This is a genomic window from Flavobacterium sp. MDT1-60 (assembly GCF_014844035.1).
GTDB lineage: Bacteria > Bacteroidota > Bacteroidia > Flavobacteriales > Flavobacteriaceae > Flavobacterium.
Window position 1 is genome coordinate 1,975,838 of record NZ_CP062159.1, and the last position, 18,326, is coordinate 1,994,163.

Consider the following 18,326-nt stretch of genomic DNA (forward strand, 5'->3'; position numbering starts at 1 on the left):
ACTTTTGACCAAAAAAAAAGGCTTGTCGTGATGACAAGCCTTTTATATTTATAGTTTTACAATACCATAGGAAGCTTTGTTCACGACGTTTGACGTAAATTCTTCCACCACCAAGTATTGTTCATTAATGTTTTCATTTTCTTATTTTGATGTGACAAAGATATAAATGTAATTTGGAATTGGAGACATAAAATTTCAAAAAAATCTTTTCTTAATTTACAAATTTGTTAAATTTCAATAGAAAAGATCGTTTTTAACCACTTAATTTCCAATAGCAAGCGTATTGTTTACATTCATTCTGAAGTCCGGATTCCCTTTGATATTAGGCATTGTGAACAATTCACTGTTTTTGAGTCTGGTGTAATCTAAAAAGAAAATTGGATTTCCGTAAAATTTTTGAATTGATGGATTTCCGCTTCCGGATTCGCTTGTAATTCCGCCGTTACAATTGTTAATTACAAGGTTTTTGAATGTTATTTTAGACAAATTAACATCGCCATCTCCAATATTTCCTTCCAATAATACGAAAGGAGTAAAGCCGGAAACAATACTGTTAGATAAATTAAAATAAGTATTCTCTCTAACATAAACAGACTCTCTAACCAATCCCTGATTGTTTTCTTCCAGATTAACCAAAGTGATATTGGTCGCATCAATTTTTGTTAATTTTTTAGACATATCCGTATTTCCGATTTTATCATATGAATCGACTTCAAAACATCTTGATCCTGAAACGTCAGATGAAAAGGGGTGACGAATGGCAATACTATTACTAATATTACATTGAACACCTTGCGTAAAATCGAAATCATCATCGGTAGTTCGGTATGAAATTAAGTTATTCATAACTAGATCTCCACCATAACTTTCAAAAGAATCATCATTTGAATAGCTAACCTGAATATTACTCAAAACAGTTTTTCTTCCAACTCCCGCTAACGAAATTCCGTTAAGCTCTTTCAATGAACTTAGTTTTCGTCCTGCATATTCAACCCTAACGTATTTTAAAATTCCGGAATTGTCTTCAGGATCCTGACCTCCATAATGATTTAAGATGGGGTCTAAGTCAAAAGGAAGTGTGTGTAAGCCGCCAAGTGTATTTATCGGCGCTTTTCCGAGGATAATAATTCCACCCCAATCTCCAGGTTTCCTTTCTACTGTTTCTTTGTTTGATGTAAAAATGATAGGATCAGTTTCTAAACCTTCTGCCATAATTTTAGCTCCATTTGTGATAACAAGAGTTCCACAAGTTTTGTCATCCCCACGAATTACAGTTCCGGGTTCAATGGTTAAAGTAGCATTATTGGTTACATAAACGACACCAACCAATTGGTAAGTATTACGTTTTGTTAATCGGGTGTCTTTATCAATATTTCCTGCTATAATATTTGTGGCTTCACTATATTCTACATTGGCTGGTTTAAAATTAGTCCAGTTGTTCATCCAGTTGGTGTTGCCAATAATTCCTTTTGGTTGTTGTTGTGCTTGTAGAAAAAAGCTGCTCAGCAGAGTTAGAATTGCAAGTTGTATTTTTGTTTTCATAACTATGATTTGTATTTCTAGTTTCTTTTTTTTAGTTCCCCAAAATTAGAAGCCGAATGTTAATCAAAGTCTCGCATGCTATTATCAAAGTGTTATCTCAATATTAAGAATGTTATCTTTTTAGAGATAATGAAAAAAAACCTCAATAGTTTTGAGCTATTGAGGCCTTTCTTATAATATTAAGATTGAAAAGTTTTAAAATATTAGAATTTTAACGCTACAGTCAATTCGAAATCATCATTGATAGTTTTGTCTCCTAAGTTTTCGAAGAAGTTACCAGAGTTGTATTTAATACCATATTTAGTTCTGTCAACTTTGAATGCAGTTGTAGCACTGTTTGGGTTTACAGTTAAGTCAAAAGTTACCGGTTTAGTGATTCCTTTGATAGTTAAATCTGCAGTAACTGCATAAACATTAGCTGTTTTAGTAGTTCCTATTTTTTTGAAAACTAATTTAGCAGTTGGATATTTGTCAGTTCCAAAGAAATCATCAGCTTTTAAGTGACCGTTTAATTTTCCTTGGTATTCACCAGTTAAATCAGTAGCAGTCAATGAAGTCATATCTACTACAAAACTTCCGCCAGTTAATTTTTTTCCTTTGAAAATGATAGAACCATCTTTAAAGTTTACAGTTCCTGAGTGTTCTCCGGTTACTTTTTTACCTACCCATTTGATAGTACTTGACGATACGTCGATTTTTTTAGTTTGTGCATTTACTGAAATGCTAGCTACTGCTACGAATAATGCTATTGCAATTGTTTTAAAATTTTTCATGTTGTTAAAATTGAATTTAGATTAATAATAATTATATAGTGATAAATAATTCTTCGTTTGATTTTCTAACTTTTTTGTAATGTTGAGCGTCGTCCTCATCATGTCTGTAACCCACAGTTGCAATAACTGTAGCATTTAAACCTAATTTGTCGAAACCTAAGATTTCATTAAATGCTGCAGCATTAAATCCTTCCATTGGAGTTGCATCGATTTTCAATTCAGATGCAGCACTTAATAAGGTTCCTAAAGCAATATAAGTTTGTTTCGCAGTCCATATGTTTTTAGCATCATCAGATAAATTGGCAATTGTACCTTTCATCATATCGCTAAATCCAGCCAGAGCATCTGCAGGAACACCTCTTGTCTCGCTGATATTATTGATGTAGTTGTCTACAGAAACCGCGCCAAGATTTAAATCGTTCGCAAAAATGAACAATTGAGAGGCATCTGTAATTTGAGTTTGCCCATAAGCAGCTGCTTTTAATTGTTCCCTAATCTCAGGATTTTCAACAATAACAACTTTGTAAGGCTGTAATCCGTATGAAGAAGCGCTTAGTCTAACAGCTTCTTTTAATGTATTTAAATCTGAAGCAGAGATTTTTTTAGTTGCATCAAATTTTTTGGTTGCGTATCTCCAATTTAGATTTTCTAATAGTGTACTCATAATATTAATTTTGTTGGGTTCGGTATTTTTCTAATAACTGATTTAATAATTCTAATTCTTCCGGGCTTATATTCTTAGCAAATAAACGCTCGTGCTCATCTACTTTCGGATCTAATTCTTTTAATACATCTAACCCTTTTTGGGTTATTGCAACTTCAATTTTTCTTCGATTGCCTGGACAAACATTTCTCGTTACATAATCTTTCAATAATAGTTTGTCAACTAATCGGGTTGTATTACTGGTTTTGGCCAACATACGTTCCTGTATGATACACATATTAGCAGGATTTCCTTTTTGCCCTCTTAATATACGTAACACATTATATTGTTCTCCGGATAAATCATACGGTTTCATCAACTCGCTGAAATGATCCTGAATTACGTTTTGCGTGTACATGATATTCAGAATAACTTTTTTCGCATTATCCATCTTAACTGTACTTTTTATAACCTCTTCAATTGTCATAGTCGTAAGTGTATAATTTGTATATACAAATGTATAGTTTTTAATAGTTGTATATACAAATGTTCTGTTAATTTTTCGTTAATTCATTTAAGAAGAAATTTACAACTATACTTATCCTATATAACTAAAGTAAAAGTAATGCAAAATTTTGGTTTAAATGAAAGTTTCAAATCAAAAATCTAAACTCAGAATTCTATAATAAATATCAGGGCGTGCCACCATCCCGATGAGAGGGCAAATTTACTTTGCGCATATACGCCCTCTCATCGGCATGCTGTCAGGCTTTCGCTGCTACTGCGGTAGCGTAGCTCTATCCTTCACGCGGGCACAGTATACAATAAACCCGACAGGTTTTTGAAACCTGTCGGGTTTATTGTATAATACTGACTTTAATTATCTTATGATAATTGTTTCTCATAAGCTTTTCGTGCTCCGCCTCTAAAATAAACTTCACCACAATAAGTATAGTTTAGTTTGTCTAAGATTTTAAGCATCGGAATATTGTCAAAATTGGTATCTACTTTAATACTGTAGGTATTCTGTTGGACAGCTAAATCCTCTATTTTTTGGAAAAGTTTGGTAGCAATACCTTTTCCTTTTGCCAATTTTGAAACGGCTACACGATGTACCACAACATAATCGCCATCAGTAAGCCATTTGCCTTCGATTTCTTCGTAAGCCGGTTCTATATCGAAAATAATGGCAGCGTAACATAAAATGGTTTCGCTTTCTGTAAGTACATATCCAAAACCATTATTTATATCATTTTCAATTGAAAGTTCGTTAGGATAACCGTCCTGCCATTGTTTACTTCCTTCTAATCGTCTTTGTTCAATAGCATCTTGTATAATTTCCCAAATTTGAGGTACTTCTGAAAGATTTGCTTTTCGTAATAATAAGGCTGCTGTAGTATTCATTTTTAATGAGGCAATTTATCTTTAATAAAACCATAAAACCAGGTTCCTGCAATGGCACTTAATAAAGTAACTACAATTACGGTAACGCCAGTTCCGATTTGAGCGAACAAAGGTCCCGGACAAGCTCCGGTAATAGCCCAGCCAAACCCGAACATCAATCCGCCATAGATTTGTCCTTTGCTGAAAACCTTTGGCTGAATTTCGATTTTTTCGCCCTGAATGGTTTTAATATTAAATCTTTTAATGATCTGAACTGATATTATGCCAACCACAACGGCACTTCCAATTACACCATACATAAAGAAAGACTGCAATTGAAACATTTCCTGAATGCGGAACCAGCCGATGATTTCGGCTTTTACGAATACAATTCCGAAAAAGATTCCGACCAAAAGATATTTTAGGTTTGACAATCCCGAATCTTTCAATTGACTTCCGTTGATTCCTTCAGTATCTGTATTTTTATTTTCTAAATTGTTCATTTTTAAAATTTAAAGTGAAAGAATATAAGGCAGAATCAGATTTGCCATAATAAAACCGCCGATCATAAAACAGATTGTTGCTACTAACGAAGGCCATTGTAAATTTGAAATTCCCATGATCGCATGTCCGCTTGTGCATCCGCCAGCATAACGCGTTCCGAATCCTACTAAAAATCCGCCAACGACAATCATGATAAAACCACGAAGTGTGAATAGACTTTCCCACGAAAAAAGTTCTTTTGGCAATAAACCAGAATGATCCGTAATGCCGTAAGAAGCTAATTGCTCAGAAAGCTGCGGTGTAATTTCAACCGGATTTGGATTGGCTAAAAAGTAAGCAGCAATGATTCCACCAAGAAATATTCCGAAAACGAAAAATAAATTCCAGCTTTCTTTTTTCCAGTCGTATTTAAAAAACGAAATATTTGCCGGAATACAAGCCGCACAAATATGGCGAAGTGAAGAACTAATCCCGAAAGATTTATTTCCGATAATCAATAAAACAGGAACAGTCAATCCAATTAAAGGGCCTGCAACGTACCAAGGCCAAGGTTCTTTTATAATTTCTAGTATACTCATGTTTTAATATTAAATGTTTTTTTTATCATATAAGTGATAAGCAATTATAAGTTGGAGTTTAAATCACGCCGAACTTATATGAGCTCATATAAGCGTTTATGTTTTTTTTACCATATAAGTGATATAAGCAATTATAAGTTGGAGTTTAAATCGCGCTGAACTTATATGAGCTCATATAAGTTTAACCAGTTTAGAGTTAAAACGAACCGAAATTAAATGAACTTATATAACTTATATGGTGAAATTTTTTGTTTATGCTTTCAAAACCTTGCTTTGACAAACGAAATCTGATTTGGGAATATCTGTTTTTGCAATTGCTCCAAAACCACCGTCAATTTCGGTAAAATTTCTGAAACCACGCGCTTGTAAAATGGATGCAGCAATCATACTTCTGTAACCACCGGCACAATGCAGGTAAAAATGCTCGTTTGGATTAATGTCTTTTACCCAGTCATTAATATACGCTAAAGGTTTACTGTAGGCATCTTCGATATGTTCTGCTTCATATTCCGTTTCTTTACGAACGTCAACAACTTTATCTACCTCTATTTTAAATTGTGAAGCAAATTGTTCTGCCGAAATTCGGTTAACGCTATCGACTTCAAAACCGGCTTTTTCCCAGGCTTCAAAACCACCTTTTAAATGTCCGATAATAGAATCAAAACCTACACGGCTTAAACGTGTTACGGTTTCTTCTTCCAAACCATTTTCGGTTACTAATATAATAGGTTGTTTTACATTGGCAATTAAAGTTCCAACCCACGGTGCAAAATCTCCGTTGATACCGATATTAATAGATTGCGGAATAAATCCTTTATAGAAATCACCGCTTTTTCGTGTATCTAAAATCAAGGCTCCGGTTTCTTCGGCGACAGCCTCAAAATCTTCGACTTTTATCGCTTTCATTCCGTTATGCAAAACCGATTCGAAGCTTTCATAACCGCCTTTATTCATGGCTACGTTCATACTGAAATAAGCAGGAGGAGGCAATAATCCGTCGGTAACTTCGGTAATAAATTCAGCTTCCGTCATATCGGCACGCAAAGCATAATTGGTTTCTTTTTGATTTCCTATAGTTGAAACGGTTTCTTTACTCATGTTTTTCCCGCAGGCGCTTCCTGCACCGTGCGCCGGATAAACAACTACGTCATCGGCCAAAGTCATAATTTTATCTCTTAAGGAATGAAATAAAATTCCAGCCAATTGATCCTGTGTCATTCCGGCAGCTTTTTGAGCTAAATCCGGACGACCAACATCGCCAATAAATAAAGTATCTCCGGAAAAAATAGCGTGATCTTTTCCGTTTTCGTCAATCAATAAATAAGTCGTGCTTTCCATGGTATGTCCTGGAGTATGCAACGCTTTTATGGTAATTTTCCCGATTTTAAACTCTTGTCCGTCTTTCGCAGAAATGCAGTCGAATTCACAGGCTGCATTTGGTCCGTAAACAATTGGTGCTTCGGTTTCTTTGCTTAAGTCAATATGACCCGAAACAAAATCAGCGTGGAAATGCGTTTCAAAAATATATTTCAGCTTAACGGCATCGCGTTCTAAACGATCCAGATAAGGCTGAATTTCCCTAAGCGGGTCAATTATCGCGGCTTCTCCGTTTGAAGTAATATAATAAGCACCTTGTGCGAGGCATCCGGTGTAAATTTGTTCAATTTTCATGATATGAAATCTAAAATAAGTTCCACAAAGGTAACTTTGTTTTTTCGGAAAGTAAGTGACTAATGTTACAGAAATTTGACTTTTCGAAAAAAATGTTTGGCTGGTTTTACCATATAAGTGATATAAGTAATTATAAGTTGGATTGTAAATCGTGCCGAAATTATATGAGATCATAAATCGTTATGTTTTTTTTACCATATAAGTTATATAAGCAATTATAAGTTGGAGTTTAATTGCGTTCAACTTATATGAGCTCATATAAGTTGAACCAATTTAGAGTTATAACGCACCGCAATTAAATGAACTTATATAACTTATATGGTGAAAAAAAGTTTGACGGTTTACCATATAAGTTATATAAGTAAATTAAAGGATTCTGAATAATTAAACTTATATGACCTAATTGGAGGCTAACAAATACATGCAAAAACTAAAATGAACTTATATGACTTATATGGTGAAAAAAAATCTGCTATGGTGAAAGAAAAAATCTGCGTAATTTTACAACTCTACGAAAATAATAAATATGAATACAACAGACTTATTAGATCAAATTGCTTTTATAAAAGAGATTGATAAAGTAAAATATATTCAGCGAAAAACGAAGCTCTTTAACAGCGACCGAAATGAAAATGACGCAGAACACAGCTGGCATTTGGCTTTAATGGCAATTGTTCTGGCAGAACATTCTAACGAGCCAATTGATGTTTTGAAAGTTGTAAAAATGGTGCTGATCCATGATATTGTAGAAATTGATGCCGGAGATGTTTTTTTATACGATACACAAAAGGATCATTTAAATACCGATGAAGAACGATTGGCCGCTGATCGCATTTTTGGATTACTTCCAAAAAAACAAGCAGATGAATTAATTGCCATTTGGGAGGAATTTGAAGCCGGGGAAACCAGCGAAGCAAAATTTGCAAAATCAATGGACAGACTAGAACCTTTATTGCAAAATACATCTAACAATGGCGGAACCTGGAAGGAATTTGGCGTGCCTTATAATAAGGTTTACGAAAAAAAGAGCGTCATAAAAGAAGGCTCAAAAACGTTATGGAATTACGCAGAAGGTTTGATTAATGAAAGCGTAGAAAAAGGTATTTTGAAGAAATGATTAAACATAGCCCACGGTTGAAACCGTGGGAAACGTATTAGGATTATGGATTGCGCTCCCGTGGTTTCAACCACGGGCTATGTTTAAATACACATTCTAATTACGATTTATAGACAATCTTGTCATTTCGACGAAGGAGAAATCCTCGCAAGTAACTCCGCAAAGAGAAGCCAATCTTTGTCGAGCTTCTAACGAGGATTTCTCCTTCGTCGAAATGACAAACTTTGACCAAGTTCCCGCAGTTGAAACCGCGGGCTATGTTTTGTTGAAAAGTTTAACAAATACCAACGTATAAACTTTTTTTTAAGCAGGGAATTTCGGGTTTTAATGGGTAAATTTGTGGAACTTCATAAAACCAAATACCACTACAATGGAAGAAATGCTTTTTTATGACCGAATGCAATTCGCCTTCACTATTACTTTTCACTATCTTTTTCCGCAACTTACAATGGGTCTTTCTTTGATCATTGTTTATTTCAAATGGAAATATCTTAAAACTCAAAACGAACAATACAATCACGCCACGCATTTCTGGATGAAAATTTTCGCCCTGAATTTTGCAATGGGCGTTGTAACCGGAATCCCGATGGAGTTTCAATTCGGAACCAATTGGGCTAAATTTTCTGAATTGACCGGTGGTATTATCGGCCAGACCTTAGCGATGGAAGGGATGTTCTCGTTTTTCTTAGAATCCTCATTTCTTGGTATATTTTTATTTGGAGAAAAAATCCTCGGACATAAATGGCATTTTGTAACCGGAGTGCTGATTATGATTGGTTCCTGGGCCAGCGGTTACTTGATTATTGCTACACATTCGTGGATGCAAAATCCGGTGGGATATGAAATTTTGGCAAATGGTAAATTTGTACTGACGAATTTTAAAGCGTTGTTTCTAAATCCGTGGCTTTGGCCTTCTTATTTGCACAATCAGGCCGCTTCTTTGGTTACGAGTTCTTTTGTCGTAGCGGGAATTGGCGCTTTTTATATTTTGAGTCAGAAGAATGTTTCTTTTGGTAGATTATTTCTTAAAACGGGCGTTATTTTCGGATTGATTTCGAGTATAATTGTGGCCGTTCCAACGGGAGATTTATTGGCGAAAAATGTCGTAAAATACCAACCCGTGACTTTTGCCGGAATGGAAGGAATTTTCCATACGGAGAAAAAGGGTTCCGAAATTGTTTTAATTGGTCAGCCCGATGTAAAAGACAAAAAGCTGGACAATAAAATCGCCGTCCCTAATATTTTGAGTTTCCTTACCTATGGAAATTGGGATCAGGAAATTAAAGGTTTGGATCAGTTTGAAGAAGATTTACATCCAACCAATATCTCAGGATTGTATTATGCCTATCATATTATGGTAGGACTCGGAACTGTATTTATTGGTTTGATGGTACTTTCTCTTTTTCAATTAATCAGAGGAAAATTATTCGAGACCAAATGGATTTTGTGGTCGCTTATGTTCATGATGCCGTTTCCGTATATCGCCAATACTACAGGTTGGTATACCGCCGAATTAGGCCGACAACCATGGCTCGTTTATAATTTAATGCGAACGGCAGCCGGCGCATCGCCAACAGTTTCGTCCGGGAATACCTTATTTACTTTGCTAGGTTTTATAGGATTGTATCTTTTACTCGGAATGCTGTTTTTGCTTTTGATTGGGAAAATTATCAATAAAGGACCTCATCATGTGGAACTTTCAACAGAAAAAATATAAGTATGGAATTTTTTTGGTACGTAGTTTTAATGGGAATTCTGGCTGTTTATATTGTTTTAGACGGTTATGATTTTGGAGCAGGAATTATTCATTTGTTTTTGGCTAAAGATGAACAGCAAAAAAAAGCCATTACCAATTCAATTGGCCCGTTTTGGGATGCCAACGAAGTTTGGATTATTGCTGCCGGTGGTGTTTTGTTTTTTGCTTTTCCTACTTTATATGCTTCCTCTTTCAGCGGCTTTTATTTGCCTTTGATTATGATTTTATGGCTGTTGATTTTCCGCGCCATCGGATTAGAAATGCGTGGTCAAGTGCATCACCACATGTGGGAAGCCATTTGGGATAAAGCTTTCGGAATCGCGAGTTTGCTTTTGGCTTTGTTCTTCGGAATTGCTTTGGGAAATATCGTTCGTGGTGTTAATCTCGGAATGGTGCAAAATGGTGTTTCAACGCAGGAACCGCATTTTTTCTTTTTGCCTTTATGGAATCCAACTTTCAGCCCGCAGGCAAACGAATTGGGAATTATAGATTGGTTTACGCTTTTCCTCGGAATTGTAAGTGTTGTGGCTTTAACCATTCACGGCGCGAACTGGATTATTTTTAAAACGAATTCGTCTTTGAATACGCAGCTTAAAAATGTCGTTTTTAAACTGAATATTGTCTTGCTGATTTTAGTTATTATTTCCCTTCAAATCTGGCACTTTATCGAACCTCAGCCGTTTCATAATTTTGTTGAAAATCCAATCTTGTGGTTTTTTCCAATCATGACTTTTGTTGGGATTATAGGATTATTTAAAGTGCGTTCGTATAAAAAAGATGGTCACGGATTTCTGTTCTCCACTTTATTTTTGGTAGGAGGATTTGCCTCAACAGCGGTTTCAATTTTTCCGAATGTTTTGCCTTCGACGAATAATGTAAATCCATCCTTGACGATTTATAATACTGCTGCCGGAGAATATGGTTTAAATGCTGGACTGAGCTGGTTTTTTATCGCTTTGTTTTTAGTAATTGTTTATTTTGTTATTCAGTATCGTGTTTTTAGCGGGAAGATGGATGATATTGGGTATGGGGAGCATTAAAAATAAATTTTAAGAATGGAAATTGTACAATTTAAAGATTGGAGATTTGAAGTTGATAAAACTTTAACTCTAGAAACTTATTCTAGTGTTAATGGAGGCGGTGCTGACTCATGCCCATGTAGTGATTGTAAAAATTACATTCAGAATCGCGAAAATGTTTTTCCTGAAGAAGTTAAAACCTTGTTTTTAAATTTAGGAGTAGATTATAATAAAGAAGTTGAAATTTGTTCTTTGCAAATTTTGCCAAACGGATTACATCATATAGCAGGATGGTTTCATTTTAAAGGCAAAATTATTGATGGTAAAAATTGTAAAAAAGATATTGAAAATGAAGCCTTCCATATTGAATTAACTAGTATTGGTAATAATTTTTCAATAGGATTTTGTGAGCAAAGCAGTCTGACATTTTTTAAAAATAAAAATGGATTAATTCAAGTAGAATTTGAAGCTCATATTCCATGGGTTATTAATAAAAGTTTAGAAATTTTATAAAATTTGTTAGTATGATTGCTTCATTCCTCGCAAAGACACACGTTACGTCATTGCGAGGAACGAAGCAATATCACGTATTATTTCCAGTCTTAAATTGTAAAACGAAAACCTCAATTTACCTGAGTCTGCGTTAGGGATAGAAGCGGTATCCTTTTGTGACAAATTTTAGATCTTGATTAAAAATGATATTTTCTGGAACAAAAGATATAGCGGATAGCCCGTTCGCCGCGGCGAAAACGCCCAAAATATACAAATCCGTTTACTTCTTAAGAATAAACGGATTTTTTTAGTTTTCGTCTACAAGAAAAACTAAATAAAATGGAACAATGTTACATTAAAAATTTATCATTTTGGAACATAGCCCACGGTTTCAACCGTGGGAAACTAATGTAAAAACGAATCAATTATACATTAAAAATGCTATCATTTTTGATCATAGCCCACGCTTTCAACCGTGCGTAATCGGAAGGTTAATATATTGCGCTCCCCACGGTTGAAACCGTGGGCTATGTTTAAATAGGCGAATTTGAATTTCTCTCTACTCTCTATAAGTGTGGGGATTGATTATATAAATCCGCCCAATATGCGAGAAACCAAAAAATCGCTAAAACAAAACCTCCTTAGTAATAATATAAAACCCCATTACCAAAACAAACCATCCAAAAATAGGTTTCAGTTTAGTTCCGTCGATTTTTTTAGAAAGCTGGCTTCCTAATACCATTCCGAGAAGCGCCATTGCAGAAACGCCTAATAAAAAAGCATAATTGATAGGGGTTCCGATGTATAAATCGCCTGCAAAACCTATTGTAGAATTAATACTGATAATTAATAACGAAGTTCCAACAGCTTGTTTCATGGGTAATTTGGCGAAAAACAATAAAGCAGGAATAATTAAAAATCCGCCACCAGCGCCAAGAAATCCGGTTATGATTCCGACAATGAAACCTATAAAGCTGAGTTGAATATAATTCGTTTCGGCACCTTTTATTTCAGGTTGATTTTTTCGAATCATTGAAATCGCCGCTGTAATCATCAATACTGAAAAGATAATCATAATCAGAAAATCTTTAGAAACGGAATAAGAAGCAATTGAAAAAAGGGTAGAAGCAATCTGTGGAAAAATAACTTCCCGTATAATCAGAATCGAAATCACAGAAGGAATTGCAAAATACAATGCCGATTTAAGTTTAAGATTTCCCATTTTATAATGGCTGTAACTACCAAACATAGCAGTCAGTCCAACAATAAATAAAGAATAAGAGGTTGCTTGCTCCGGATTTACTTTAAACAAATACACTAAAATTGGAATGGTCAGGATCGATCCGCCACCGCCAATTAAGCCCAGCGAAATCCCTATAATGATCGAAGCAAAATAACCCAGATATTCCATTGCATTTGTTTTTATGCAAAGATGGTTTGATAAAAGTAGATTTACAGTAACATTTATCACATAGAACTATTAAACACGAATTTCACGAATTAGCACAAAATTATTATATTGTCACATCGAGCGGAGTCGAGATGCGTTGCGGGTTCTCTCCCGAATTCTCGGGACGCTCGAAGTAACAATTGTTTCGTGCTAATTCGTGAAATTCGTGTTTAATAATTCAATCTGGTTTCGGTTGAGTTTGACCAAACCTCTTTGTTCCATTTTTTTGAGTAATCTGGAAACGACTTCTCTGGAAGTGTTCAATTCGGTTGCGATTTCCTGATGCGATAATTTAACTTCAGAACAACCACAGGCATCGGAATGTCTTTTAAGGTAGAACTCCAAACGTTCATCCATCGAGCGGAAGGCAATATTATCAACTACTTCCAGAACTTCTTCAAAACGGCTTCGATACGTTTCGATTACAAATTCGTACCAGGAACGGTGCTCCATCATCCATTTGTCCATCATTTGAAGTGGAATCATCATAACCGAAACATCTTCGACCACTTTGGCCATGATTTGGCTTTTTTCGCTTTTAGCGGTGCAGATCATCGAAATGGCACAGGCTTGTCCAGGTTGTAAATAATACATTAAAAACTCGCCGCCATCTTCGCCTTCACGATAAATTTTGATTTTTCCTTTGGTAATTAAAACGGTATTTTTGATGTATTGTCCGGTTCGCATTAAAATAGTTCCGGCTTCAAAATCCTGTGCGCTACCGTTTTCTTCGATAGTCGAAAGGAGCTCGCTGGAGAAATTCGGAAATATATCTTTTAAGGAGTATTGCATTTATTGTGTTGTTTTTGTTGCCACTAATTTCACTAATTTTCACGAATTAATTTTTGTCTAACATTTTTTATAAAAATCATTTTAATCACTTAATCTGTGGCCAATATTTTTTACCACTAACGGAGCGATAGTAAAGTAATTCGTGAAAATTCGTGTAATTAGTGGCAAACCTTTTTTTATCAAAATGAAATTAAAACATCTCATTTAATACAAAGATAGCAGATTGAAATGGTATAAATTATCAGAAAATCATATTTGACAGTATTTTATGAAAATGAAAAAATCCTATTTTCTATCGATTTTATAGGGTGTATTTTTAAAAATAGTGAGTAAATTTGTGTTTCACTGATTATAATACTTTCTCTAAAACGTTTTCTGAGAATAATAATCGAAATCGCATTTGGCACGTTTTTAATTAATAGAAACGTCGTAATTTTACAAAAACACATTTATTATGAATTTATCACAAGAAGATTGGGTTAATCAGCTTGCTGCTGACGAGAATGCAGTTATACTGGACGTAAGAACTGAGGACGAATTTAATGACGGTTACATCGAGAATGCCGTAAACATTGACATTAATAAAGGTCAGGGTTTTATTTATGAAATCGAAGAGTTAGATAAAAATAAAAATTATTATGTGTATTGCCGTTCTGGAGCGAGAAGTGCCAAAGCATGCCAGATTATGAATGAATTAGGTATAAATAATGCCTATAATCTGCTTGGTGGAATTCTGGACTGGGAAGGGGAAACCGTAAATCCATAAGATAGAAGAAGAGGCACGAAAAGCCTCTTTTTTTCGTTTAAAATGCTATTAATAACCAAACTATAAAGTACCAGATTATGAGTTTAATACCCGAAGAATATCAGATTACGAACCTGATAAATCAAGATACCTATCTTGTAAATGGAGAATTAAAACAATGGACAGGGCAAACCACACCTGTGTTTTCTACGATTTCTTCTACAGAAAAATATACGCCGACATTATTAGGATCTATTCCGTTCATGGCAGAAAAAGAAGCTGCTGAAGTGGTTGAAGCTGCAAATGCTGCATATAATAAAGGACAGGGTTTATGGCCTACCATGAAAGTGGTTGACCGTATTAAATGCATGGAAAATTTCGTAAGACAGATGAAGGAAACCCGCGAAGAAGTGGTGAAACTTTTGATGTGGGAAATTGGAAAAAACCTTGGCGATTCGCAAAAAGAATTCGACAGAACCGTTGAATATATTCAGGATACTATTGACAGTTATAAGGAACTAAACGGACGCAGTTCGCACTTTTCTAAAGTACAAGGAGTAAACGCGATGATTCGTCGTGGACCTCTGGGAGTTGTTTTGTGTCTTGGACCCTACAATTATCCGCTTAACGAAACTTTCTCCTTATTGATTCCGGCTTTAATTATGGGTAATACTGTAATCTTTAAACCGGCTAAACATGGTGTTTTATGTATTTCGCCTTTGTTAGAAGCTTTCAGAAGCAGTTTTCCAAAAGGAGTGATCAATATCGTATACGGACGTGGACGTGAAGTGGCTTCTCCTATCATGAAATCGGGCAAGATTGATGTTTTGGCATTAATTGGAAACAGTAAATCAGCAATTGCTTTGCAGGATCAGCATCCAAACAAAAACAGATTGCGTTTAATTTTAGGTTTGGAAGCGAAGAACCCGGCGATTATTTTACCAGACGCCGACTTAGATTTGGCAATTCAGGAATGTATTGCGGGAAGTTTATCTTTCAACGGTCAGCGTTGTACGGCTTTGAAAGTATTATATGTTCATGAATCTATTGCAGAAGAATTTAACAGACGTTTTTCTGAAAAAGTTGACGCATTGGGATTTGGAAATCCTTGGGATAAAAATGCTTCTTTGACACCACTTCCGGAAACGGATAAACCAGCTTACATTCAGGGATTAATTGATGATGCTTTACATAAAGGAGCAAAAATATTAAACGAAAAAGGTGGAAAACATACGGACAATTTTATTTTTCCGGCAGTTTTATATCCAGTAAATAAAGAAATGAGAGTGTATCATGAAGAACAATTTGGACCAGTAGTTCCAATTATTTCTTTTAAAGATATTAACGAACCTCTTGAAGATATGGCCGAATCAAACTACGGTCAGCAAGTGAGTTTGTTTGGAAAAGATATTAAAACTTTGGCACCGCTTATTGATGCGTTAGTGAATTTAGTTTGCAGGGTAAACCTCAACAGTTCTTGTCAAAGAGGACCTGATGCGTTCCCATTTACAGGTCGTAAAGATTCTGCCGTAGGAACTTTAAGTATTCCGGATGCTTTGCGTTCGTTCTCAATCCGTACGTTCGTGGCTTCAAAAGATATCGCGTATAACAATGAAATACTGCAGGAATTGCTAAACAGCAAAGAATCGAATTTCATTAATACCGATTATATTTTGTAGTTATTAAGGTTATATATTAATTGTAGATACCGTCTTTTTTCGCCAGAGAGAGGCGGTTTTTCTTTTTAAGTTGCTAAGGTTCTGAGGAGCTGAGGTCCTAAGGTCCTAAGGTTTTGCCACAAAGGCACTAAGGCGCTAAGTTTTTTAAACTTGGCGGCTTTGCGACCCTTGCGTAATTCCTTGCGGTCTTTGCGGTTAAGTGACGCCCAACATAACAAAAAGCATAATTTTATAAAGAAGTGTAACATTAAGTTAAAAAAATCCACTAATATTCTAATTAAATCATCAAAAATCTTAAAATAAGTTATGAGAAAAGAATTACTTCAATTAGTGGTAGTTGCATTTGTTTTTCTTACACAAAACAGCTTTGCACAAGAATTATACATGCCGCGAAATATAAAAGAGGCCTATGCTAAAGGCACTCGTTCTATGGACGGAAAACCAGGGAAAAATTACTGGCAGAATCATGGAAAATATACCATGGAAATTACTGTTGATGCCAAAACAAAAATCGTAAGCGGAACAGAAACCATTATTTACGAAAATAACAGTAATGATACTTTAAGAAATCTTCCAATTCGTTTTGTAAATAATCTGCATAAGCCATCTTCTCCAAGAAGCGGGAATGTGAGCCAGGATTTTTTAAGTGACGGATTAACGATTACATCTTTAAAAATTGCAGATGAAATTTATAAAGAAGATGGAAGAAAATGGGCAACTGTTGGGAATATTAAAATGAAAAAACCGCTTTTGCCACATTCTAAAATTACAGTCAATATCGACTGGAATTATCCATTGTCTAAAGAGAGCGGGAGAGAGGGACAAATTGATGAGACTACTTTTTTTGTAGCGTACAGCTATCCTCGTGTTTCTGTTTTTGATGATTATAACAAATGGGACAGATTACCCCATACGGATCGTCAGGAATTTTATAATGACTTTAATGACTATACCTACTCGGTTAAGGCTCCTAAAAACTATGTTGTTTATGCAACCGGAGATTTGTTGAATCCTGATGAAGTTTTACAGCCTGAATTTGCGGCACGTTTGAAAAAATCTTATGCAGCTGATGAAGTTATGCATATTGCAAACGAACAAGAAATGAAAAGCGGTGTTGTAACCAAACAAAATGAGTGGAATGTTTGGAAATTTGAAGCTAAAAATATTGTAGACGTTTGTTTCGGATTGAGTGACCATTATTTATGGGATGCGAGCAGTGTCTTAGTAGATAAAAAGACAAATCGTCGTGCAAGTGTGCAGGTAGCTTATGATATAAAAGGGACTGATTTTGTTGCCTCGGTAAAAAATAATCAATATGCATTAGATTATTTTTCAAATAAATGGCCAGGAGTTCCTTATCCGTTTTCTAAAATGACTGCTTTCCAGGGATTTGCAGATATGGAATATCCAATGATGTGTAACGATTCTCAAATGGGAGATCCTGTTTTTGCTCAATTGGTGCAGGATCATGAAGTAGCACATACTTATTTTCCTTTTTATATGGGAATCAACGAAACCCGCTATGCTTTTATGGATGAAGGCTGGGCAACTACTTTTGAATATTTAATTGGAATTGAAGAACATGGTAAAGAAGCCGCAGATAAATTTTACAAAAAATTTAGAGTTCAGCAATACATTAGCGATCCTTCAGCAGAAGAAGACCAGCCTATTATTTCAATGTCTTCTCAGGTTTCAGATGCTGGTTATGGAAATAACTCTTACGGAAAAGCTTCCCTGTCTTATTTGGCCTTAAAAGATATGCTTGGGGATGATTTATTCAAAAAATCATTGCATGCCTATATGGAAAATTGGAATGGTAAACACCCAATTCCATGGGACTATTTCAATTCTATAAATACAGCTTCAGGAAAAAATCTAAATTGGTTTTTTAATAACTGGTTTTTCACCAATAATTATATTGATATCTCAGTTAAAAGTGTTGCCAAGAATATCGTTTCTGTAGAAAATACAGGAGGTTTTGCAATTCCGTTTGATGTAAATGTTGTTTACTCAGACGGTTCAAAAGAAATCATTCATCAAACTCCGACAGTTTGGGAAAGCAATCAAAAAACGGCAACTGTTACTTTGAACAGCAAAAAGCAAATCAAGAGCATTGTTCTTGATGGAGGTATTTTTATGGATGCCACACCAGCGAATAATACTTTTATTTCAAAATAAAATA

At 35.1% G+C, this 18,326-nt stretch carries 17 protein-coding genes; 7 read left to right on the plus strand and 10 right to left on the minus strand.

Going from position 1 to position 18,326, the window contains the following annotated elements; genetic code table 11:
• Nucleotides 1–261 precede the first annotated feature (261 nt).
• From IHE43_RS08565 to IHE43_RS08600, 8 genes are all read right to left on the minus strand, one after another.
• Entirely contained in the window at nt 262–1,542 is a 1,281-nt protein-coding gene (locus IHE43_RS08565) for a hypothetical protein (RefSeq protein ID WP_192187537.1), read from the minus strand.
• A gap of 203 nt (nt 1,543–1,745) precedes the next feature.
• Nucleotides 1,746–2,315 carry a YceI family protein gene (locus tag IHE43_RS08570; RefSeq protein WP_192187538.1) on the minus strand — a complete coding sequence of 190 codons (570 nt, stop codon included), beginning with the start codon at nt 2,313–2,315 and terminating at the stop codon, nt 1,746–1,748.
• Between the two features lie 31 nt (nt 2,316–2,346).
• The gene (locus IHE43_RS08575) at nt 2,347–2,979 is read right to left on the minus strand and encodes an NAD(P)H-dependent oxidoreductase (RefSeq protein WP_192187539.1); all 633 of its coding nucleotides are present in this window, start codon (nt 2,977–2,979) and stop codon (nt 2,347–2,349) included.
• 4 nt (nt 2,980–2,983) lie between these two features.
• A complete protein-coding gene (locus IHE43_RS08580) occupies nt 2,984–3,445 on the minus strand; it encodes a MarR family winged helix-turn-helix transcriptional regulator (RefSeq protein ID WP_192187540.1) in 462 nt (153 codons plus the stop codon).
• 398 nt (nt 3,446–3,843) lie between these two features.
• Nucleotides 3,844–4,362: a GNAT family N-acetyltransferase gene (locus IHE43_RS08585; protein WP_192187541.1), complete on the minus strand. Its 519-nt coding sequence runs from the start codon at nt 4,360–4,362 to the stop codon at nt 3,844–3,846.
• A gap of 2 nt (nt 4,363–4,364) precedes the next feature.
• Nucleotides 4,365–4,844: a DUF6691 family protein gene (locus IHE43_RS08590; RefSeq protein ID WP_192187542.1), complete on the minus strand. Its 480-nt coding sequence runs from the start codon at nt 4,842–4,844 to the stop codon at nt 4,365–4,367.
• 9 nt (nt 4,845–4,853) lie between these two features.
• Nucleotides 4,854–5,417 (minus strand): YeeE/YedE family protein, encoded by a 564-nt coding sequence (locus IHE43_RS08595; RefSeq protein WP_192188186.1) that lies wholly within the window; start codon nt 5,415–5,417, stop codon nt 4,854–4,856.
• Between the two features lie 258 nt (nt 5,418–5,675).
• Entirely contained in the window at nt 5,676–7,094 is a 1,419-nt protein-coding gene (locus tag IHE43_RS08600) for a rhodanese-like domain-containing protein (protein WP_192187543.1), read from the minus strand.
• Between the two features lie 526 nt (nt 7,095–7,620).
• On the opposite strand from IHE43_RS08600, the gene IHE43_RS08605 reads away from it, so the two are divergent.
• From IHE43_RS08605 to IHE43_RS08620, 4 genes are all read left to right on the plus strand, one after another.
• A complete protein-coding gene (locus tag IHE43_RS08605) occupies nt 7,621–8,211 on the plus strand; it encodes an HD family hydrolase (protein ID WP_192187544.1) in 591 nt (196 codons plus the stop codon).
• Nucleotides 8,212–8,581: 370 nt separating this feature from the next.
• Entirely contained in the window at nt 8,582–9,928 is a 1,347-nt protein-coding gene (locus tag IHE43_RS08610; protein WP_192187545.1) for a cytochrome ubiquinol oxidase subunit I, read from the plus strand.
• Between the two features lie 2 nt (nt 9,929–9,930).
• A complete protein-coding gene (gene cydB / locus IHE43_RS08615; protein ID WP_192187546.1) occupies nt 9,931–11,007 on the plus strand; it encodes a cytochrome d ubiquinol oxidase subunit II in 1,077 nt (358 codons plus the stop codon).
• Nucleotides 11,008–11,022: 15 nt separating this feature from the next.
• Nucleotides 11,023–11,499 (plus strand): hypothetical protein, encoded by a 477-nt coding sequence (locus IHE43_RS08620; RefSeq protein ID WP_192187547.1) that lies wholly within the window; start codon nt 11,023–11,025, stop codon nt 11,497–11,499.
• A 604-nt stretch (nt 11,500–12,103) separates the two neighbouring features.
• Here the strand turns inward: IHE43_RS08620 and IHE43_RS08625 are convergent.
• Both IHE43_RS08625 and IHE43_RS08630 read right to left on the minus strand, forming a co-directional pair.
• Nucleotides 12,104–12,889 carry a sulfite exporter TauE/SafE family protein gene (locus tag IHE43_RS08625; protein WP_192187548.1) on the minus strand — a complete coding sequence of 262 codons (786 nt, stop codon included), beginning with the start codon at nt 12,887–12,889 and terminating at the stop codon, nt 12,104–12,106.
• Between the two features lie 189 nt (nt 12,890–13,078).
• Entirely contained in the window at nt 13,079–13,720 is a 642-nt protein-coding gene (locus IHE43_RS08630) for a Crp/Fnr family transcriptional regulator (RefSeq protein WP_192187549.1), read from the minus strand.
• Between the two features lie 454 nt (nt 13,721–14,174).
• On the opposite strand from IHE43_RS08630, the gene IHE43_RS08635 reads away from it, so the two are divergent.
• The 3 genes from IHE43_RS08635 (at nt 14,175) to IHE43_RS08645 (ending at nt 18,322) form a co-directional block, all read left to right on the plus strand.
• Nucleotides 14,175–14,486 carry a rhodanese-like domain-containing protein gene (locus IHE43_RS08635; protein ID WP_121329352.1) on the plus strand — a complete coding sequence of 104 codons (312 nt, stop codon included), beginning with the start codon at nt 14,175–14,177 and terminating at the stop codon, nt 14,484–14,486.
• Between the two features lie 77 nt (nt 14,487–14,563).
• Entirely contained in the window at nt 14,564–16,144 is a 1,581-nt protein-coding gene (locus IHE43_RS08640) for an NADP-dependent glyceraldehyde-3-phosphate dehydrogenase (protein ID WP_192187550.1), read from the plus strand.
• A 306-nt stretch (nt 16,145–16,450) separates the two neighbouring features.
• Nucleotides 16,451–18,322 (plus strand): M1 family metallopeptidase, encoded by a 1,872-nt coding sequence (locus tag IHE43_RS08645; protein WP_192187551.1) that lies wholly within the window; start codon nt 16,451–16,453, stop codon nt 18,320–18,322.
• The last annotated feature ends 4 nt before the right edge of the window (nt 18,323–18,326 follow it).